Below are 17,228 nucleotides of genomic sequence, written 5' to 3'. Positions count from 1 at the left end.
ACCCCGACGTGAACGGGAGCCGAACTCGGAGAAGCCAGGTGATGCGCGTCGGGCATTACGCACCGGTAACCGAGTTTGCTTAGCCTGGACGGGACATCGACGGGCTGAACGGGGTGGGGACGCTGGGTCTGGGCACGAGGATCGCGCGCGGCGGGAGCTACGGCCTGGCCGGGGTGGCCGGCGTAGGGGCGGTTGGCTACGGCATCCTCAAGGTCGAGGCGCGCATGGTGCGGCGGGTCGTGGGCAAGCCCTTCGAGTCCGCGCCGCCGGACTCCGACGTCTACGGCGCCGGCCTCGGCGACCCCATCGAGCTCGGTGTGCTGGGCGACTCGCTGGCCGCGGGCCTGGGGGTCGACCACCGGCGCCAGACCATCGGCGCCACGCTCGCGCACGGCATCTCCGCGATCGCCGGGCAGCCCGTCCGCCTCACCAACGCCGCCGTCGTGGGCGCCGAGTCGACCGACCTGCCCGCCCAGCTGGAGGACCTGCTGGCTCGCGCACCGCGGCCGCACGTCGTGGTCGTCGTGGTGGGGGGCAACGACGTGACCCACCGCAAGGACGTCCCCGAGGCGATGGCGCACCTGGCCGAGACCATCACGGCGCTGCGGGCCCTCGGCACCACCGTCATCGTCGGGACCTGCCCGGACCTCGGCACGGTGGAGCCGCTCCCCCAGCCGCTGCGGTGGCTGGTGAGCCGGTGGTCCCGGGACTTCGCGGCCGCCCAGACGGTGGCCGCCGTCGAAGCGGGCGCCCGCACGGTCTCGCTCGGGGATCTCATCGGTCCGGACTTCCTCGCCGAGCCCGCCCTGATGTTCTCCAAGGACCAGTTCCACCCCTCGGCGGCCGGCTACGCGCGGGCCGCGTCGGCGATCCTGCCGTCCGTCGCCGCCGCCCTCGGTCTGTGGCCCGAGTCGGAGCGCCCCCCGGAGGTCGCGCGCGGCGAGGGCGTGGGACCGTTGCACGTGGCCGCCGTCCATGCCGTGGCCCACCCGGGCACCGAGGTCAGCGCCGAGGCCGCCTCGGACGCCACCGGCGGTGGGACGTCGCGGACCACCCGGACCCGACGTGCCGTCCTGCGACGGCTGCGCCGCCCCGACGTGGGTCGGCTCCGCAAGGCCCAGGTGACGTCGGCCACCCCGCCTGGCGCGAGCGTGACCGACGAGCCGCAGCCGGGCTAACCTCTCGGCATACCTGCGGGTAAGGCACCCGCACGACACGAAGGAGTGCCGCATGCAGGACGCTGTCATCGTCTCGACCGCACGGACCCCCATCGGCCGGGCCTTCAAGGGCTCGCTCAAGGACGTCCGCCCGGACGACCTCGCGGCCCACGTCGTGCGCGCTGCGCTCGACAAGGTCCCCGGCCTGGACCGATCGCTCATCGACGACCTCTACCTCGGCTGCGCCGAGCCGTCCGGGGAGCACGGCGCCAACATGGCGCGGGTCGTGGCCATCCTCGCCGACCTCGACCACGTGCCCGCCGCCACCGTCAACCGGTTCTGCGCCAGCTCCGTGCAGACCACGCGCATGGCCTTCCACGCGATCCGGGCCGGGGAGGGCGAGGTCTTCGTGTCCGGGGGCGTCGAGTGCGTCTCGCGCTACCGGGACTTCGCGGGGGCGGGCGGCTCCGCCGACGACACCAAGAACCCCCGCTTCGCGGCCGCCCAGGAGCGCATGGAGCGCATCGCGGCCGACAACACGACCTGGACGGACCCGCGCGAGGAGGGTCTGCTGCCCGACATCTACCTCTCGATGGGCCAGACCGCCGAGAACGTCGCGACGCTTCGCGGCGTCTCCCGCGAGCGCCAGGACGAGTGGGGCGTCCGCTCCCAGAACCTCGCGGAGCAGGCCATCAAGAGCGGCTTTTTCGCGGAGGAGATCACCCCCGTCACCCTGCCGGACGGCACCGTGGTCGACACCGACGACGGCCCCCGCGCGGGCGTCACCCTCGACAAGATGCAGACCCTGCAGCCCGTCTTCCGCGAGGACGGCACCATCACGGCGGGCAACTGCTGCCCCCTCAACGACGGCGCCGCCGCCGTCGTGGTCATGGCCGCGGACAAGGCCAAGGAGCTCGGCCTCACGCCGCTGGCCCGCATCCTCTCTACGGGCGTCAGCGCCCTGTCCCCCGAGATCATGGGCCTCGGCCCGGTCGAGGCCTCCCGCCAGGCCCTCGCCCGTGCCGGCATGACCATCGGCGACCTCGACCTCTACGAGATCAACGAGGCCTTCGCGGCGCAGGTGCTGCCGAGCGCCGACGACCTCGGCATGGACCTCGACAAGCTCAACGTCAACGGCGGGGCGATCGCGCTGGGCCACCCCTTCGGCTCGACGGGCGCCCGCATCACCACGACCCTGCTGCACTCGCTGCAGGCCCGCGACCTGACCTACGGCCTGGAGACCATGTGCGTGGGTGGTGGCCAGGGCATGGCCATCATCTACGAGCGCCTCAGCTGATCTGGCGCCTCACCTGCGCGAGACGCTCCGCGAGATCGCGTATGCCGCCCGCCTGCCGCTCCTCGGGATGCAGGCGGGCGGCGGCATACCGGCTCGCGTCGTACACGCAGACCTGCAACTGGTGCAGCAGGGTCGCCGGCCCCAGCTCGGGCAGCGTCACGCGGGGTCGGGCCTCGGCGTCGGCGACCTCGTCGGCCAGCGCCTGGGCGAGGGCGCGCACCGGCCCGGACGCGCGGAGCGCGTGGTCCAGCGGCAGCTGCTGCCACCGCCGGACCACGCGCTCCAGCTCGACCCGGACCTCGTCAGGCAGACGGGCGGGCGTCATGCTCAGTCGCGCAGGCGCGCCAGGAGGCGCAGCATCTCGATGTAGAGCCAGATGACGGTCACGACCAGGCCGTGGGCGAGCAGCCAGGAGTACTTCTCGGGCATCCCGGAGCGGACGGCGTTGTCGATCGAGTCGAAGTCCAGCGCGAGGGTGAAAGCCGCGAGACCGGTCGCGAACAGCGAGATGCCGATACCGAGCATGCCGCTGCCGCCGAAGCCCCAGCCGCCGCCGACGCCCATGAAGGCGGCGACGAGGTTGATCAGGGCAAAGATCGCGTAGCCGATCAGGGCCATGCCCATCATGCGACGGAACTTGTCGGTGACCTTGATGAAGCCGGCCTTCCAGCCGGCGAACATCGCGCCGAAGACGCAGAGCGTGGCGAGGACGGCGGTCGGGACCACGCCCTCCCACTGCGCGTTGAAGAACTGGCTGATGGCCCCGACGAACAGGCCCTCGAGCACGGCGTAGCCCACGATGAGCGGGACGCTGATGACCTTCTTGAAGGCGATGACCAGGCCCAGGATCAGGGTGCCGAACATGCCACCCATCCACAGCGCCATGCCGGTCGCGGGGGCGGCCGCCGCGGCGAACCACGACACCGCGCCCACGCCGACGACGATGCCGAACAACAGCAGCGACTTCATCATCACGTCGTCGAGGGTCACCCGGCGCTCGTGAACGGGGGTGACCGACGGGGCGGCATACATGTCCTGGAGCTGGCCTGCGGACAGGTCGGGCGTGCGCTCCTGCTGGCCGAACCCGGCGTAGCCGCGCTGCGCCTCCCGGTCGACGCGATCAAAGATCGGGTTGCTCATCGTGATGTCTCCCAATGATCGGGCCGTCACGCTCGGGGCGACGGTCTCCCTCACCATGACGTCACAGCGACCGGAAAAGTTCCCGACAGGCGGCCTGCAGGGCCCGCTGTGCCGGCCATGGTGCCCCCGACGGGAGTCGAACCCGCACTCGAGCGATTTTAAGTCGCCTGCCTCTGCCGTTGGGCTACGAGGGCGGGTCCAGACTAGGGCTCGCCCGGACGTATGCCGAGCGCGTCAGCTGCCGCGGTGGTCGCGGTAGTACTCGATGAGCCCCCGCGTGGACGGGTCCTGGGCGGCCAGGGCGTCGGCGTCGCCCTCGATGGCGGGGCCGACCTCCTTGGCGAGCTTCTTGCCGAGCTCGACGCCCCATTGGTCGAACGAGTCGATGCCCCACACGACGCCCTCGACGAAGGTGATGTGCTCGTAGAGCGCGATCAGCTGACCCAGCGTGGACGGGGTGAGGGCCGGCGCCATGATCGAGGTCGTCGGCCGGTTGCCCTCGAAGACGCGCGCGCTGACAAGGGACTCCTCGGTGCCCTCGGCGCGGACCTCCTCGGCGGTCTTGCCGAAGGCCAGCGCCGCGGTCTGGGCGAGGAAGTTGGCCAGGAACAGCTCGTGGACGTCCTGGGCGCCGTCCTTCAGCGGGTGCGAGGGGTTGGCGAACGCGATGAAGTCGGCCGGCACCAGGCGGGTGCCCTGGTGGATGAGCTGGTAGAAGGCGTGCTGGCCGTTGGTGCCGGGCTCGCCCCACCAGATCTCGCCGGTCTCGGTCGTGACGGGCGTCCCGTCATACCGCACGCCCTTGCCGTTGGACTCCATGGTGAGCTGCTGCAGGTAGGCCGGGAAGCGGTGGAGGTACTGCGCGTAGGGCAGCACGGCGTGGGTGTGGGCACCGAGGAAGTTGGAGTTCCAGACGTTGAGCAGACCCATGAGGGCGGGGACGTTGCGCTCCAGCGGCGCGGTGCGGAAGTGCTCGTCCATCGTGTGCATACCGGCGAGCAGCTCGGCGAACCGCTCGGGCCCGATGGCGACGACCAGCGAGGTGCCGATGGCCGAGTCGACGGAGTAGCGCCCGCCCACCCAGTCCCAGAACCCGAACGCGTTGGCCGGGTCGATGCCGAACTCGCTGACCTTGTCCAGCGCCGTCGAGACAGCGACGAAGTGCTGCGCGATCGCGGCGAGCGCCTGGTCGCTGTCACCCTCGCGGATGGCGCCGCGCTCGGCCAGACCGTCCAGGAGCCACTTCTTGGCGAGGCGGGCGTTGGTGAGCGTCTCGAGCGTCGTGAAGGTCTTGGACGCGACGATGAACAACGTCTCCTCGGGGTCGAGGTAGGCGGTCTTCTCGTGGACGTCGGTGGGGTCGATGTTGGAGATGAAGCGCAGCTCCAGCCCCTCCTGGCCGTAGGGCTTGAGCGCCTCGTAGGCCATGACGGGGCCGAGGTCCGAGCCGCCGATGCCGATGTTGACGACGTTCTTGATGCGCCGTCCGGTCACGCCGGTCCACGCCCCCGAGCGCACCTTGTCGGCGAAGGCGTAGATCTGGTCGAGAACCTCGTGCACCTCGGGCACGACGTCGGTGCCGTCCACCTCGACGACCGTGCCGCGGGGAGCCCGGAGCGCGGTGTGCAGGACGGCCCGCTTCTCGGTGACGTTGATCCGCTCCCCGCCGAACATCGCGGCGCGCCGCTCGGCCAGCCCCACCTGCTCGCCCAGCCGGACCAGCTCGGCGAGGATCTGGTCGTCGACGAGGTTCTTGGACAGGTCCACGTGCAGGTCGCCGGCGTCCAGGCTCATCCGGCGCGCCCGGTCCGGGTCGGAGGCGAACCACCCGCGCAGGTCGGGCTCCAGGTCGTCGCGGGCGTCGGAGAGCTCACGCCAGGCGTCGGTCGTCGTCGGGTCGACAGGATGGGGCATGGGTGCCTTCCTTGCGGTGATGGCGGACGTCGGGTTGTCGTGCGAGGACGCCGTTGTCATCGCTGTGCGTCGCGTGACCTCGGCCACGCACCTCTTGCATCTAATCACCTCTGTGCCTCCAGGAGTCCGTCCCCGGGGATCCCGCCGCAGGTCCACGCCGCACGGCCGGGGCCGATGAAGCGCTTGAACGATTTAACGTCCCGGCATCGTCTCGGCCGGGCGCACCAAGGCCGGCGAGCACAACCGGCCCCGGCTCACAGCCGCGCGATCACCTCGTCGAGCATCGCGTCGGTGAGGCGGCCGGTGAAGGTGTTCTGCTGGCTGACGTGGTAGCACCCGACGAGGCGGATCTCCTTGCCCCGCGCGGTGATCAGGGTGGCCTCGGCGCCGTGGCCGAACTTCGGCGCGGGACGCGGGACGGCCCAGCCGAGCCGTCTCGCGGCGCCGATCGCCTGCGCCCAGCCGATGCCGCCGAGGGCGAGCAGGCTCTCGAGATCGCGCTCCACGAGGGTGATCTCACGATCCAGCCACGGTGCGCAGGTGGCCTTCTCCAGGGTCGAGGGCTGGTTGTCCGGGGGCGCGCAGTGCACCGGGGCCGTGATGCGCACGCCATGCAGCTCGAGGCCGTCGGCCGCGTGCACGCTGGTGGGCTGGCTGGCCAGGCCCGCGCGGTGGAGGGCGGCATACAGCCAGTCCCCGCTGCGGTCCCCGGTGAAGATCCGGCCGGTCCGGTTGGCGCCGTGCGCCGCGGGGGCGAGCCCGACGATCAGCGCGCGCGGGTGCGGGTCTCCCCACCCCGGCGCCGGGCGGCCCCAGTAGGGCTGGTCGGCGAACGCGGCCCGCTTGGCGCGGGCGACCTGCTCGCGCCACCCGACCAGGCGTGGGCAGGCCTGGCAGACGGCCACTCTCGCGTCGAGCTGATCGAGGGACCGGGCCGACCCCGCCAGCCGTATGACGTCCGTCGCGGCTGCGGCACGCGGGGTGCGGGGCCGCGCGGGATCCCCGGGCCAGCCCGTGCCCGGCGGCACGGGCGAGGGATGCAGGTCGCCGGTGCCGGGGTGCGGGAGCAGGTCCATGCCGGCAGGATGCCATCCCGCACCGCCGGGCGTGCACGGCATCCGGTGGACCTGGTCCGAGAGCTAGCGAGGAGCCGGCCGGGGAGGATGAGCGGCAGCAGGACCGGCAGCAGGCTCGCGTCAGCGCGAGACGTAGCCCGTCGCCACCGCGTCACCCGCGGGGACGTCCTTGGGGATCAGGCCCTGCGAGCGCATGAACGTCGACATGGCCTTCCACTGTGCCGGGTCCAGCCTGCCGCTGACCGCCCCGTCCTTGGTGCGCATGACCGTGACCGTCGCGTCCAGGGTGGCTCGGGCCGCGGCGGCGGCCTTGGCCTCGGCGAGGTTGGGCACGTGCCGCGCCGAGTCCTTGATGGCCTGCTCCGGGTCGGAGACCATCATCTGGATGCCGTCCAGCATCCCGTCGGCCACCGCGCGGACACGGTCCGGGTTGGCGCGCAGGTAGTCCCGGGTGGTCACGAGCGAGATGGACACGAGCGGCACCTCGCCCGTCGCCGTGAGCGGGATCGAGCGCACGTCGAGCCCGGCGAGCCGCATCTGCACCGTGTCGTTGTTGGCGTAGCCCATGACGGCGTCCACCTTGCGGGTCGCGAGCGCGGCCTGGCTGGTGTATCCGATCTCGGTGACCCGCACGTCCCGCTCGGTGATGCCCGCGGCCTTGAACATCGCCAGGGCCCCGAGCCAGCTCTCGCCATACCGCCCGGGCACCCCGAGGGACCGACCCTCGAGGTCGGCGGGTGTCTTGATCGGGGAGTCGGCCGGGACGATCAGCTCGACGGGGTACCTCCGGTAGTAGGAAGCGACGGCCACCAGGTCCAGACCCTTGGCGCGGGCCTCGACCATCTCGTCGCCGCCCGCGATGACCAGGTCCTCCTGCCCGGAGGCGATGGCCGTGAACAGCCCCTCCTGCGCGCCGTGGTGGCGGACGGTGACGTCGGTGCCACGACGCCGGAAGGAGCCCTGCTCGATCCCCACGTAGAACGGCGCGAACTGGATGTTGGGGATGTAGGTGAGGCCGACCGTGGCCCTCCCTCCCCCGGTGCTGCTGCTCGCGGGCGTGCCGGTCGGCGCACCGGCGGTGGACGAGCGGACCACCGGGTCGCCGCTGCCGCCGCACGCGGCCAGCGCCAGCACCGAGGTGAGTCCGACGGCGGTGAGCAGGGATCGGCGGGTGATGGTCACGGGGAGTGGTCCTCTCGGGGATGCGGGGGTGCGGGAGTGCGGGTGGGTGAGGTCCGGTCAGCCGCGAGGGGTCTCACGGACGTCGGCGACGATCGTGGAGCGTCGCTCGACGACCAGGAGCAGGGTGTATGCCGAGGCTGCGATCACGCAGAGCATCACGATGACGGCGACCATGCCCGCCGTGTCGACCGCGTCCCGCTGCAGCGTGAGCAGGGTGCCGAGCCCCTCGCCGCCCATGACCATCTCGCCCACGACGGCCCCGGTCACGGACAGGGTGAAGCCGTTGCGCAGGCCGGCGAGGACGTTGGGCAGGGCCAGGGGCGCCTCGACGTGCCGGAGCAGGTCCCAGCTGCCGGCGCCGTCGATGCGGGCGGCGTCCACGACCTCGCGCGGGACGTGGGTCAGGCCGACGACGGAGGAGATGAGGATCGGAAAGAACACCATCAGCGAGCACAGGCCCATGATCGCGGTCAGGCCGTAGCCGACCCAGAGCACGAGCAGCGGGGCGAGGGCGATGGCGGGGATCGCCTGGGTGGCCCCGAGGAAGGGGGTCACGGCGGCGCCGACCCAGCGCGACCGGTGGACCAGCACGGCCAGGGGCAGGGCGACAGCGGCGCCGAGCGCGCAGCCGCCGAGCGCCTCGGCGAGGGTGAGCGCGACGTAGGGCCACACCACGGGGCCGCCCAGCATGCCCACCAGACGTGTCGCCACGTCGAGCGGACCGGGCAGCAGGAAGGCCGGCAGCCCGGCGAACGCCGCGACCAGCGCCCAGACGGCGAGCAGGACGGCGCCGAGCGCCAGCGGCGCCAGCCAGGTGTGCCTCGCGTGTCGGGTCATCCTCACCTCCGGTCGACTCCCGTGCCGATGCTGCGTGGCTGCGCCGGGGTCACCGTCGGTCGACGGACGTGCGCCAGGTCCGGATCCGCGCCGGTCCCTGGACCGGAGCGGGCGCAGACAGGGCGCCGCGTGCTGCCTCCCATCCGGACTTTCACCGTCGGTCCTGGAGTTCCACCAGGTCAACCGCCCACCTCGGAGAGGTGGTCGGGTCGCGGACTGTCACCGCCGGCTCGGAATTGCACCGACCCCGGAGCACGTGGTCCCCCCAGTGTAGGCCCGGCGGCGAGGTGCCACCGTCAGTCGGTGTCGGCCGCCAGGCGCAGGCAGACGCCGTCGAGGATGTCGTGCTCGGAGGTCACGACGAGGTCGTCCGCACCGGCGGCGAGCACTCGGTCGACGACCCGGCCCCAGATCAGCGCGCCGGCCCCGATGACGTCGACCCGCCCCGGGTGCATGAACGGCAGCGCCGCGCGGCGGCGGCGGTCGAGGTGGAGCAGGTCCGCACAGGCCGCGCGGACCTGGTCGGCGGGGAGCCTCGACAGGTGGATGGCCTCGGGGTCGTATGCCGTCAGCCCCATCGCGTGTGCGGTCACGGTCGTGACGGTGCCGGCGACGCCGACGAGGGTGCGGACCCCGGCGAGCTCGACGGTGGCGGCGGCCAGGTCCAGCTGCCGGTCCACCTCGGCGAGGGCGACGGCCAGCTCCTCGGCGGTGGGCGGGTCGTGGTGCAGGTAGCGCTCGACGTGCCGCACGCACCCCATGTCCGCCGAGATCGCCGCCTCGACGACGCCGTCCGCCGTGCCGCGCACGAGCTCCGTGGACCCGCCGCCGAGATCGACGACGAGGTAGGGGCCGGGGACGTCCGCCGCCCCGAGGTCGCCGGTCGCGCCGAGGAAGGACAGCTCGGCCTCCTCGGCGCCGCTGATCACCTCGGGAGCGACGCCGTCGTGCCCGTGCTCGGCGAAGGCTGCGACCACCCCGGCCGCGAAGTCCTCGGCGTTGCCGGCGTCCCGGGCGGCCGAGGTCGCCACGAAGCGCACGTCCGCCACGCCGAGCTCGGCGCACTGCTCGGCATACTCCCGCGACCGTCCGAGGGCGCGGGCCAGGGCGGCCTCGCAGATGCGGCCGGTCCGGTCGACGCCCTCGCCGAGGCGGACGACCTCCATGCGGCGCACGACGTCGTGCAGGACGGGTGCGGTCGGCGCGGTGAGGTCGACGTCCGCGACGAGCAGCCGGATCGAGTTGGTGCCGCAGTCCACGGCCGCGACGCGGCGCACCTCGCCGGCCGTCCCGGCAACGGGGCTCACCGGCGTTCCCAGCCGTCCTCGGTCGGCACGACGCACGGTCCGGGCGCCCACCACTGCCCCACGGCCTCGACGGCCTCGTCGCCGAGCGGGTTGACCCCCGGGCCGGCGGCGAGCGCGTGGCCCGCGAGCACGTGGAGGCACTTGACGCGGGTAGGCATGCCCCCAGCGGAGATCCCGTCGATCTCGGGCACCGCGCCCAGCTCGGCCCGGTCCGCGAGGTAGGCCTCGTGCGCGCGGCGGTAGGCCTCGGCCAGCGCCTCGTCGTCCTGCAGCCTCTCGGTCATCTCGCGCATGACGCCATGGGCCTCGAGGGTCGACAGCGCGCCGGTCAGCCGAGGACACGTGGCGTAGTAGGTGGTCGGGAAGGGCGTCCCGTCGGCCAGCCTCGGCCGCGTGCGCAGGACGTCCGGGCGCCCGCACGGGCAACGGTGCGCGACCTCGACGACGCCGCGCGCCTCGCGCCCCAGCTGGGCGTGCACGGCGGCCGCGTCGTCGTCGGCGAGACCCGCGGCGGGCGTGGTGGACTCGGTGCTCATACGGTGGCCTCGGCCTTCGGGAGAGGAGGTATGTCGGGCGCCCGGCGTCAGCGCGTGGGCGAGGCACCAGGCGTGGTGCGACCGCTGGTGGCGCTGCCGGACGGGGTGGCGCCGGGGCGTGGCGTGTCCGAGATCGTCGGCCGCGGTGTGGGCGTCGAGCCGCCCTCGGCGGGGGCCACGGTGGGGTCGAGGCCGAGCCGGTCGGCGCTGGACAACGAGGTCCAGACCTTGGAGTACCACGGGAGCTGCTCGGCGTCGAGGTCCACGCCGACCACCTGGGCATCGACGGACGTGCGCCGGCCCGACTGCGGGTCCAGCACGGTGTAGGACGTCTCGCCGGGCTTGACGAAGTGCAGTCGGGACCGGATCTGCTGCTCGAGGAAGGCCTGGTCGTCCCACCGGGCGCGCTCGCGGACGAGGGCGTCGACCTGGCGCTGCTGCTCGACGATGGAGCGTTCGAGGGTGGCGATCTGGTCGCGCTGCTCGAGATAGCGGCGCAGCGTGGGGACGAGCATGATCGCGAGCATCACCACGATGGCGGCCAGGCCGAGCAGCCGTCGCAGCGTCGCGGGCCGCAGCCGCCCGCCCGATCCACGCGACCCACCCGGCCCGCTCGCACCACCCGGACCACCACCACGGCCCGCGCCACCGTCGTCACCGGCTCGCCGACGGGTGCTCCCGGCGGGCCGCCGCTGCCGGTCGCCGGCGCCGGCAGGGCGTCGGGACGACCCCGCGGCTGCACCGGAGGAGGGACGTCGCGCGGGGCGCGACGTCCCTCCTCGGGAGCTGCTGGACGGCATGGGCCCCAGACTAGGCGCCCGCGCCCCGGTAGCGCGGGAACGCGCCCGCGCCGGCGTAGACGGCCGCGTCGTCGAGCTCCTCCTCGATGCGCAGGAGCTGGTTGTACTTCGCGACGCGCTCGGAGCGGGCCGGGGCACCGGTCTTGATCTGGCCGCAGTTGGTGGCGACGGCCAGGTCGGCGATGGTGACGTCCTCGGTCTCGCCGGAGCGGTGCGACATCATGCAGCGGTAGCCGTTGCGGTGCGCCAGGTCGACGGCGTCGAGCGTCTCGGTGAGCGAGCCGATCTGGTTGACCTTGACGAGCAGGGCGTTGGCGGTGTCGCTGGAGATGCCACGCTGCAGGCGCTCGGGGTTGGTCACGAACAGGTCGTCGCCGACCAGCTGGACCTTGTCGCCGAGCTGCTCGGTGATGGACTTCCAGCCGTCCCAGTCGTCCTCGTTGAGCGGGTCCTCGATCGAGACCAGCGGGTAGGCCCCGACGAGCTCGGCGTAGTAGGCGATCATCTCGTCCGCCGACTTGGTGCCGCCCTCGAAGGCGTAGGAGCCGTCCTGGTAGAACTCGGACGCCGCGACGTCGAGGGCCAGGGCGATGTCCGTGCCGGGCTCGTAGCCTGCGGCGCGGATCGCGTCCAGGATCAGGTCCAGCGCGGCGCGGTTGGACTCGAGGTTGGGGGCGAAGCCGCCCTCGTCGCCGAGGCCCGTGGCCAGGCCGCGCTCCTTGAGCACGGACTTGAGGGCGTGGTAGACCTCGGCGCCCCAGCGCAGGGCCTCCTTGAAGGAGGGCGCACCGATGGGGGCGATCATGAACTCCTGGATGTCGACGTTGGAGTCGGCGTGCGACCCACCGTTGAGGATGTTCATCATCGGGACGGGCAGGACGTGGGCGTTGGGGCCGCCGACGTAGCGGAACAGCGGCAGGCCGGCCGACTCGGCGGCGGCCTTGGCGACGGCGAGCGAGACGCCGAGGATCGCGTTGGCGCCGAGCGATCCCTTGTTGTCGGTGCCGTCGAGGGCGAGCATCTCGTTGTCGACGAGGCGCTGCTCGGTGGCCTCGTAGCCGAGGACCCGCGGCGCGATCTCGTCGAGCACGGCGTTGACGGCGTCCTCGACACCCTTGCCGAGGTAGCGACCCTTGTCGCCGTCGCGACGCTCCACGGCCTCGAACGCCCCGGTGGAGGCCCCGGACGGGACCGCGGCCCGCGCGATGGTGCCGTCCTCCAGGGCGACCTCGACCTCGACGGTGGGGTTTCCACGCGAGTCGAGGATCTCGCGTGCGCCTACTGCTTCGATGTTGGCCACAAGAACTCTCCTGATCGATGGTGATCGGTGCGGCTCGAGCCTATCCCGAGCGCCGCAGGGGGCGCGCCGGGGTGCGGCCAACCGTGCCGCCGTCCGAGCGGTGGACAGGAGGCGGCCGTATGCCGTCCGCCCGGCCGCTCAAGCGTCGCCGTCGGCGCGCGCCGCCAGCCGCCGGACCGTGCTCCGCAAGGCCTGCTCGGCGTCGATCCCCCGCGTGCGTGCCTCGAGGACGAGGGAGAGCAGGGCGGCCCCGACGTCGTCCGTCCCCGCCTCGCCGACGGGGACGGGTGCCACGGCCTCGGCGAGGAGCTCGCCGCGTCCGGCCCGCTCGAGCCGCGAGGCCGCCTTGGCGGCGAGGGCGAGCGCCGGAAGCGACGCGGGGACGCCGTCGAGCAGACCGGACCGGTCGGGCTTCTCGAGGGCTTTGATGGCCTCCCAGCCGGCCTCGACCTCGGCGGCATCTCGCACCACGGCGTCCGCGAAGACGTGGGGGTGGCGTCGCTCGAGCTTGCTGATGATGGCCCCGGCGACGTCGTCGACGTCGAAGGGGTCGGTGGGGTGCTCCTCGCCCACCCGGGCGTGGAAGGCGACCTGGAGCAACACATCCCCCAGCTCCTCCACGAGGTGCTGACGGTCGCCCGAGGCGATGGCCTCGGCCAGCTCGTGCGCCTCCTCGACGGCATACGGCGCGAGGCTGTCGTGGGTCTGCTCGGCGTCCCACGGGCACCCGCCCGGGGACCGCAGCCGGTCCATGACGGCGACGAGGTCGAGCAGCCGCTCGCCGCGGCGGGGCCGCCCGAGATCGCCGTTCGTCGTCATGTCAGGGCGTGGGCGAGGGGGTGGGCGCGCCGGCCGCGTCGGCCACGAGCCAGTTGCGCTTCTCGTCACCGATCTGCAGCGTGGTGCGGTCGAGCGAGCCGTAGCGCGGGTTGAGCTCGATGTCGGCCTGCTTGAGCTGCTGGACGACCCGCTGCTCGGTGGCCGGGTCCATGCTGTTGAGGGCGAGGGCCGTGCGCACGAAGTCGATGGTGGGCCGGGAGGGGTTGTCGACCTTGTCCAGGATCTTCTTGGCGGCGTCGTCGGAGATCCCCTTGCCCGACTGCTGCATCGCGGGCAGGACATAGCGCCCGAAGGTCAGCAGGCCGACGACGTTGGCCGGCTGCACCGGCTGCGTGACCTGGGACGATCCGCCGTTGAACTCGCGGGCCGCGGTCTGCACGTCGGACTCGAGGATCGGCTGGCCGTCGACGATCGCGGCGGCGCGGGACTGGGAGCCCTGGTCGCACCCCGCGAGGAGCCCGGTGGCGGCGACCACGGCCGCCAGGGTCCCGGTGAGCACGCGCTTGGAAGCCAACACCATCAAGTCCTTTCGGGAAGGGGTCTGCACCGTCCGCCTCGGGGACGCGGTCACAGCCTAGTCGGTGGTCGTGTGAGCCACGACCGGCGGGACCAGCCAGCGCTCGGCGCGGACCTCGCCGGCCCCGTCGGTGTCCCACCGGGCCCGGACCGCCGAGTAGGCGGGGGCGGGCGCGAAGCGCCAGGCCCAGCCGAGGTCCCGGAAGCCGCCGAGCGCCTCCTCGACCTCGACCTGGGCGTGCCCGCGCGCCGGGACGACGAGCTCGAGCTCGGCGTCGAGGACGGGGTCGCCCTCGAGGTCCAGGGCCTGCAGGCGCAGCGCCCCCCGCACCGGGAGCGGCGTGTCGTTGACCGCCTCGAGCAGCAGCCCGTCGAGCCCGCGGTCGAGCAGCAGCAGCGCGACGGGGGCGAGCACCGCGGTCAGGGCCGCCAGCGGCGCCTTGGGCGTGCCGGTGACGTCGAGCAGGCCCCAGCCCGGTCCCGGCGCCAGGTCCCGGTGGGCGAGCACCACGGCGCCGGCGGTCGGGGTGAGCGAGCTGCGCCACCAGGCGAAGGTCTCGGCCATGACCCGGGCGACGGTCCGGCGCTGCAGGTCCTCCCGCTGCTCGGTCGGGAGGTCATCGAGGTCGAGGGCGCGGCCGGCCCAGTCCCGGAGGTAGTGGTCGGTGACGTCCACGAAGTCCCATGAGGTCCCCCGGTCGTGCGGCGCCGCCCGGCGCCAGGCCGATCCGCGGCCCCGGTCCTCCGGTCCGGGGGCCGCGCCCGAGGCCTCGAGGGAGGTCATGGTCGACGGCTCGGGCGGTATGCCGAACGCCAGCGCCTCGGACGCGAAGGACACGCGCGCGGTGCGGGCGTCCTCGAGCGGCCGCAGGTAGGCGCCCACCCCGAAGTAGTGGCTGACGCCGTGCTCGATGCTGACCGGGCGGGGACCGCCGGACGGGCTCGAGGTCACGTGGACGGCGCCGGGCGCCAGCTCCCGCGCGAGGCGGGGCACCAGGTCGTGGATCGCCGTCATCCGGCGACGCTCGGCAGGCAGCCCCATCAGCGTGGGCTGCTGCTCGGTCTCGGTCCCCCCGCACAGGACCGCCAGGTGCGGCCAGCCCTGCCAGGCCCCGAGCTGGTCCCGCAGCTCGGCCTCGAGCTCGGCCAGCCAGGCCTGGTCCTCGGGCGGGTCGAAGGTCGCGAGCATCACGTCCTGCCACACGAGCAGGCCACGCTCGGCGGCGAGCTCGCGCAGGACGGCGTCGGCGTAGGTGCCGGTGCCGGGCACCCGGACGAGGTTGAGGCCCGCGGCGGCGAGGGCGTCGAGGTCCCGTGCCACCTCGACCGGGTCGCTGGTCCAGCCGCGCGGGTCGGTGGCCGCCCACACGACGCCCCGGGCGAAGGCGTCGACGCCGTTGACGACGAGCGCGAACCGGCCGTCCTCGCGGCGAGCCCGCACGCAGGAGAAGCCGATCCGCCGGTCCAGGACGGTCTCGCCCGACGCCTCGACGCGCAGGTGGTGCAGGGCCGGGACGCCGTGGGTGTGCGGCCACCACAGGGCGGTCGCCGCCACCGCCTGGTCGTGCGTGAGCCGCAGGTGCCAGGCCCCGTCGTCGGCGAGATCCCAGGACTCGGACTCGGACTCGGGCTCCGACTCGGACTCCGACGCGGACGGTACCGCGTGCCCGTCGAGCAGCACCACGACGTCGTGCGGGTCCGCCGCCCGCAGGTGCAGCGCGAGCCGGGCGGTCCAGCCGTCCGGCCCCGGCTCGGCGTGCGTCCGCAGCGAGAGCACCTCGACCCGGGGGCGGCATCGCAGGGTGGCCTCGCCGAGGACGCCGACCGGCGGCAGCACCCCCTCCCAGGTGGGGATGCGGCCGAGCAGCGGGGTGCGCCGCCACCGCAGGCTCGGGTCGGGCAGCAGCGCGCTGCGCCAGCGCGGACGGGGCTTGCGCGGCACGGGCGTCTCGTCGAACGACGCGATCCGCACCGCGATCTCGTGCGGCCCGGGGGCGAGGTCGCCGAGGTCGACGACGTGGCGGCGAAAGGCGTTGTCGCTGCGCAGGACCCGGGTGCCGTCGAGGTCGACGTCGGCGTGGGTGGCGACCCGGTCCAGCACCAGCCGGGCGTCCGGCAGGGGCTCGTCCAGGGTGAGGGTGCCGCGCAGCCCCCAGGCGACGTGGTCGGCGTCGGCGAGCGCCGGCTCGCCATACGCCTCGACGACGGCGGGCGACGCGGCGAGGGACCCGGGCACGACCGCGTCGACCCACCCGTCGCGCGGCCAGGCGACGGGGTCGAGCCCCCCACCCTCGTCGAGCCGCCTGACCTGCCAACGGATCTCGACGGGGTGCCCGCCCGCGGCGAGGGCGCTCATCCCAGCTGGGCCGCGACCCGGTCGATGGCGGTCCCCCACCGCTCGGTGGCGCGCCCGAGGGTCGGCTCGAGGTCTCGCGCGCGACCGCCGGTGATCCGGGCGAGGGCGAACTGGAGGTTCTTCATCTCCTGGGAGACGACGTCGAAGTCGTCTGCGGCCCTGCGCAGCTCGTCGCCGTCCACCTCGTCCCCGGCGGCCAGCCAGCGGGTCGCGTCGGCGGCGGCCTGGGCGGTGAGCCCGAGCTGCCGGGTGGCGGTGAAGGAGTAGAGGTGGAAGAACGCGAAGCCGCGCTCGCGCAGCGTGGGCGCCACCTCGCGGACGGAGGCGCACAGGTCGGCCACCGGGTTGCCCACCGGTCGGCGAGCCAGGTGGCGGGAGGCCAGCGCCCTCGCCCTGCGGCGGATCTCGGTCTCGTCGCGGACGAGGCCGTCGAGGCGGACGCGCTCGACGTAGGGCTGCGGGGCGCACGTCGGCAGGCCGTGCAGGGCCAGCGCCCCGTCGTAGTCCTCGCCGTGCAGGGCGTAGAGGCCGGAGTTGTGGAAGTAGGTCATCGTCCGCGCGCGAGGGTCCACCTGAACGGGCACGATCGTCGTCTTGACCCGCTCTGCGCCGTAGGACACCCCCTCGGTGTCCGGCAGGTAGTAGGCGTCCGACTCGACCGTCAGCAGCTCGCCGACCTCGAGATGGTCGAGCACGTGCTCCTCGACGGTGCGCCACAGGTTGATCTCGGCGACCTCGATGCCGTAGAGGTCGCGCAGGTCGTCGGTCTGGGCCTTGAGGAAGGCCCAGGCTCCCGGGACCGTGCCGGCGCTGTAGGCGCAGACGCCCAGGGGCTCGGGAGGCAGCCCGAGGGAGGCGGCGATCTCGATCCAGATGTCGAGGTAGCAGTTGGTCTGCGTCCAGACCCGGTCGTCGCCGTGCAGCGGGTGCGCCGTGAAGGTGTCGGCCCGCAGGTGGTCCAGCAGCATGC

The 17,228-nt window shown here is 73.4% G+C and carries 16 protein-coding genes, 1 tRNA gene and 1 riboswitch; of the genes, 2 read left to right on the top strand and 15 right to left on the bottom strand.

Features of this window, described 5'->3' with window-relative positions; translation table 11 throughout:
• The first annotated feature begins 113 nt into the window (after window positions 1-113).
• Together ACF3NS_RS07720 and ACF3NS_RS07715 are read left to right on the top strand one after the other, a co-directional pair.
• A complete protein-coding gene (locus tag ACF3NS_RS07720) occupies window positions 114-1,178 on the top strand; it encodes an SGNH/GDSL hydrolase family protein (RefSeq protein ID WP_288799117.1) in 1,065 nt (354 codons plus the stop codon).
• 52 nt (window positions 1,179-1,230) lie between these two features.
• The gene (locus tag ACF3NS_RS07715) at window positions 1,231-2,454 is read left to right on the top strand and encodes an acetyl-CoA C-acetyltransferase (RefSeq protein WP_154593271.1); all 1,224 of its coding nucleotides are present in this window, start codon (window positions 1,231-1,233) and stop codon (window positions 2,452-2,454) included.
• Here ACF3NS_RS07715 and ACF3NS_RS07710 read toward each other — a convergent pair.
• From ACF3NS_RS07710 to ACF3NS_RS07640, 15 genes are all read right to left on the bottom strand, one after another.
• Entirely contained in the window at window positions 2,447-2,779 is a 333-nt protein-coding gene (locus tag ACF3NS_RS07710) for a hypothetical protein (protein WP_392469002.1), read from the bottom strand. The two genes, ACF3NS_RS07715 and ACF3NS_RS07710, sit on opposite strands and share 8 nt — an antisense overlap.
• Window positions 2,780-2,781: 2 nt before the next feature.
• On the bottom strand, window positions 2,782-3,651 hold the full coding sequence (locus ACF3NS_RS07705; RefSeq protein WP_288799115.1) for a Bax inhibitor-1/YccA family protein: 870 nt from the start codon (window positions 3,649-3,651) through the stop codon (window positions 2,782-2,784).
• A 61-nt stretch (window positions 3,652-3,712) separates the two neighbouring features.
• A tRNA-Leu gene (locus tag ACF3NS_RS07700) sits at window positions 3,713-3,788 on the bottom strand.
• A 40-nt stretch (window positions 3,789-3,828) separates the two neighbouring features.
• Complete coding sequence (pgi, locus tag ACF3NS_RS07695) at window positions 3,829-5,508, bottom strand: glucose-6-phosphate isomerase (protein ID WP_154593274.1); 1,680 nt, start codon at window positions 5,506-5,508, stop codon at window positions 3,829-3,831.
• A gap of 254 nt (window positions 5,509-5,762) precedes the next feature.
• The gene (locus ACF3NS_RS07690) at window positions 5,763-6,584 is read right to left on the bottom strand and encodes a uracil-DNA glycosylase (RefSeq protein ID WP_392468998.1); all 822 of its coding nucleotides are present in this window, start codon (window positions 6,582-6,584) and stop codon (window positions 5,763-5,765) included.
• A 120-nt stretch (window positions 6,585-6,704) separates the two neighbouring features.
• On the bottom strand, window positions 6,705-7,766 hold the full coding sequence (locus ACF3NS_RS07685) for an ABC transporter substrate-binding protein (RefSeq protein WP_392468996.1): 1,062 nt from the start codon (window positions 7,764-7,766) through the stop codon (window positions 6,705-6,707).
• Between the two features lie 57 nt (window positions 7,767-7,823).
• Window positions 7,824-8,603: an ABC transporter permease gene (locus ACF3NS_RS07680; protein WP_154593276.1), complete on the bottom strand. Its 780-nt coding sequence runs from the start codon at window positions 8,601-8,603 to the stop codon at window positions 7,824-7,826.
• Window positions 8,604-8,730: 127 nt separating this feature from the next.
• A riboswitch (FMN riboswitch) is annotated at window positions 8,731-8,861 on the bottom strand.
• A 38-nt stretch (window positions 8,862-8,899) separates the two neighbouring features.
• Window positions 8,900-9,880, bottom strand: a complete 981-nt coding sequence (locus ACF3NS_RS07675; protein ID WP_392469097.1) for an exopolyphosphatase — start codon at window positions 9,878-9,880, stop codon at window positions 8,900-8,902.
• Between the two features lie 26 nt (window positions 9,881-9,906).
• Complete coding sequence (locus tag ACF3NS_RS07670; protein ID WP_392468993.1) at window positions 9,907-10,446, bottom strand: DUF501 domain-containing protein; 540 nt, start codon at window positions 10,444-10,446, stop codon at window positions 9,907-9,909.
• A gap of 47 nt (window positions 10,447-10,493) precedes the next feature.
• Complete coding sequence (locus tag ACF3NS_RS07665; protein WP_392468991.1) at window positions 10,494-11,246, bottom strand: septum formation initiator family protein; 753 nt, start codon at window positions 11,244-11,246, stop codon at window positions 10,494-10,496.
• Between the two features lie 10 nt (window positions 11,247-11,256).
• Entirely contained in the window at window positions 11,257-12,546 is a 1,290-nt protein-coding gene (gene eno, locus ACF3NS_RS07660; RefSeq protein WP_288800014.1) for a phosphopyruvate hydratase, read from the bottom strand.
• Window positions 12,547-12,684: 138 nt separating this feature from the next.
• Window positions 12,685-13,365 carry a MazG family protein gene (locus ACF3NS_RS07655; RefSeq protein WP_288800013.1) on the bottom strand — a complete coding sequence of 227 codons (681 nt, stop codon included), beginning with the start codon at window positions 13,363-13,365 and terminating at the stop codon, window positions 12,685-12,687.
• Window position 13,366: 1 nt separating this feature from the next.
• On the bottom strand, window positions 13,367-13,900 hold the full coding sequence (locus ACF3NS_RS07650) for a hypothetical protein (protein ID WP_392468989.1): 534 nt from the start codon (window positions 13,898-13,900) through the stop codon (window positions 13,367-13,369).
• A gap of 60 nt (window positions 13,901-13,960) precedes the next feature.
• A complete protein-coding gene (locus ACF3NS_RS07645) occupies window positions 13,961-16,258 on the bottom strand; it encodes a hypothetical protein (RefSeq protein ID WP_392468987.1) in 2,298 nt (765 codons plus the stop codon).
• Window positions 16,255-17,226: a DUF1839 family protein gene (locus ACF3NS_RS07640; protein ID WP_154593282.1), complete on the bottom strand. Its 972-nt coding sequence runs from the start codon at window positions 17,224-17,226 to the stop codon at window positions 16,255-16,257. The genes ACF3NS_RS07645 and ACF3NS_RS07640 overlap by 4 nt, the downstream gene beginning before the upstream one ends.
• Between the last annotated feature and the right edge of the window lie 2 nt (window positions 17,227-17,228).

The organism is Arsenicicoccus cauae (assembly GCF_043162025.1).
GTDB classification, from domain to species: domain Bacteria; phylum Actinomycetota; class Actinomycetes; order Actinomycetales; family Dermatophilaceae; genus Arsenicicoccus; species Arsenicicoccus cauae.
Note: the sequence above shows the minus strand (reverse complement) of the source record. Positions and strands in the feature narration are given on the sequence as shown.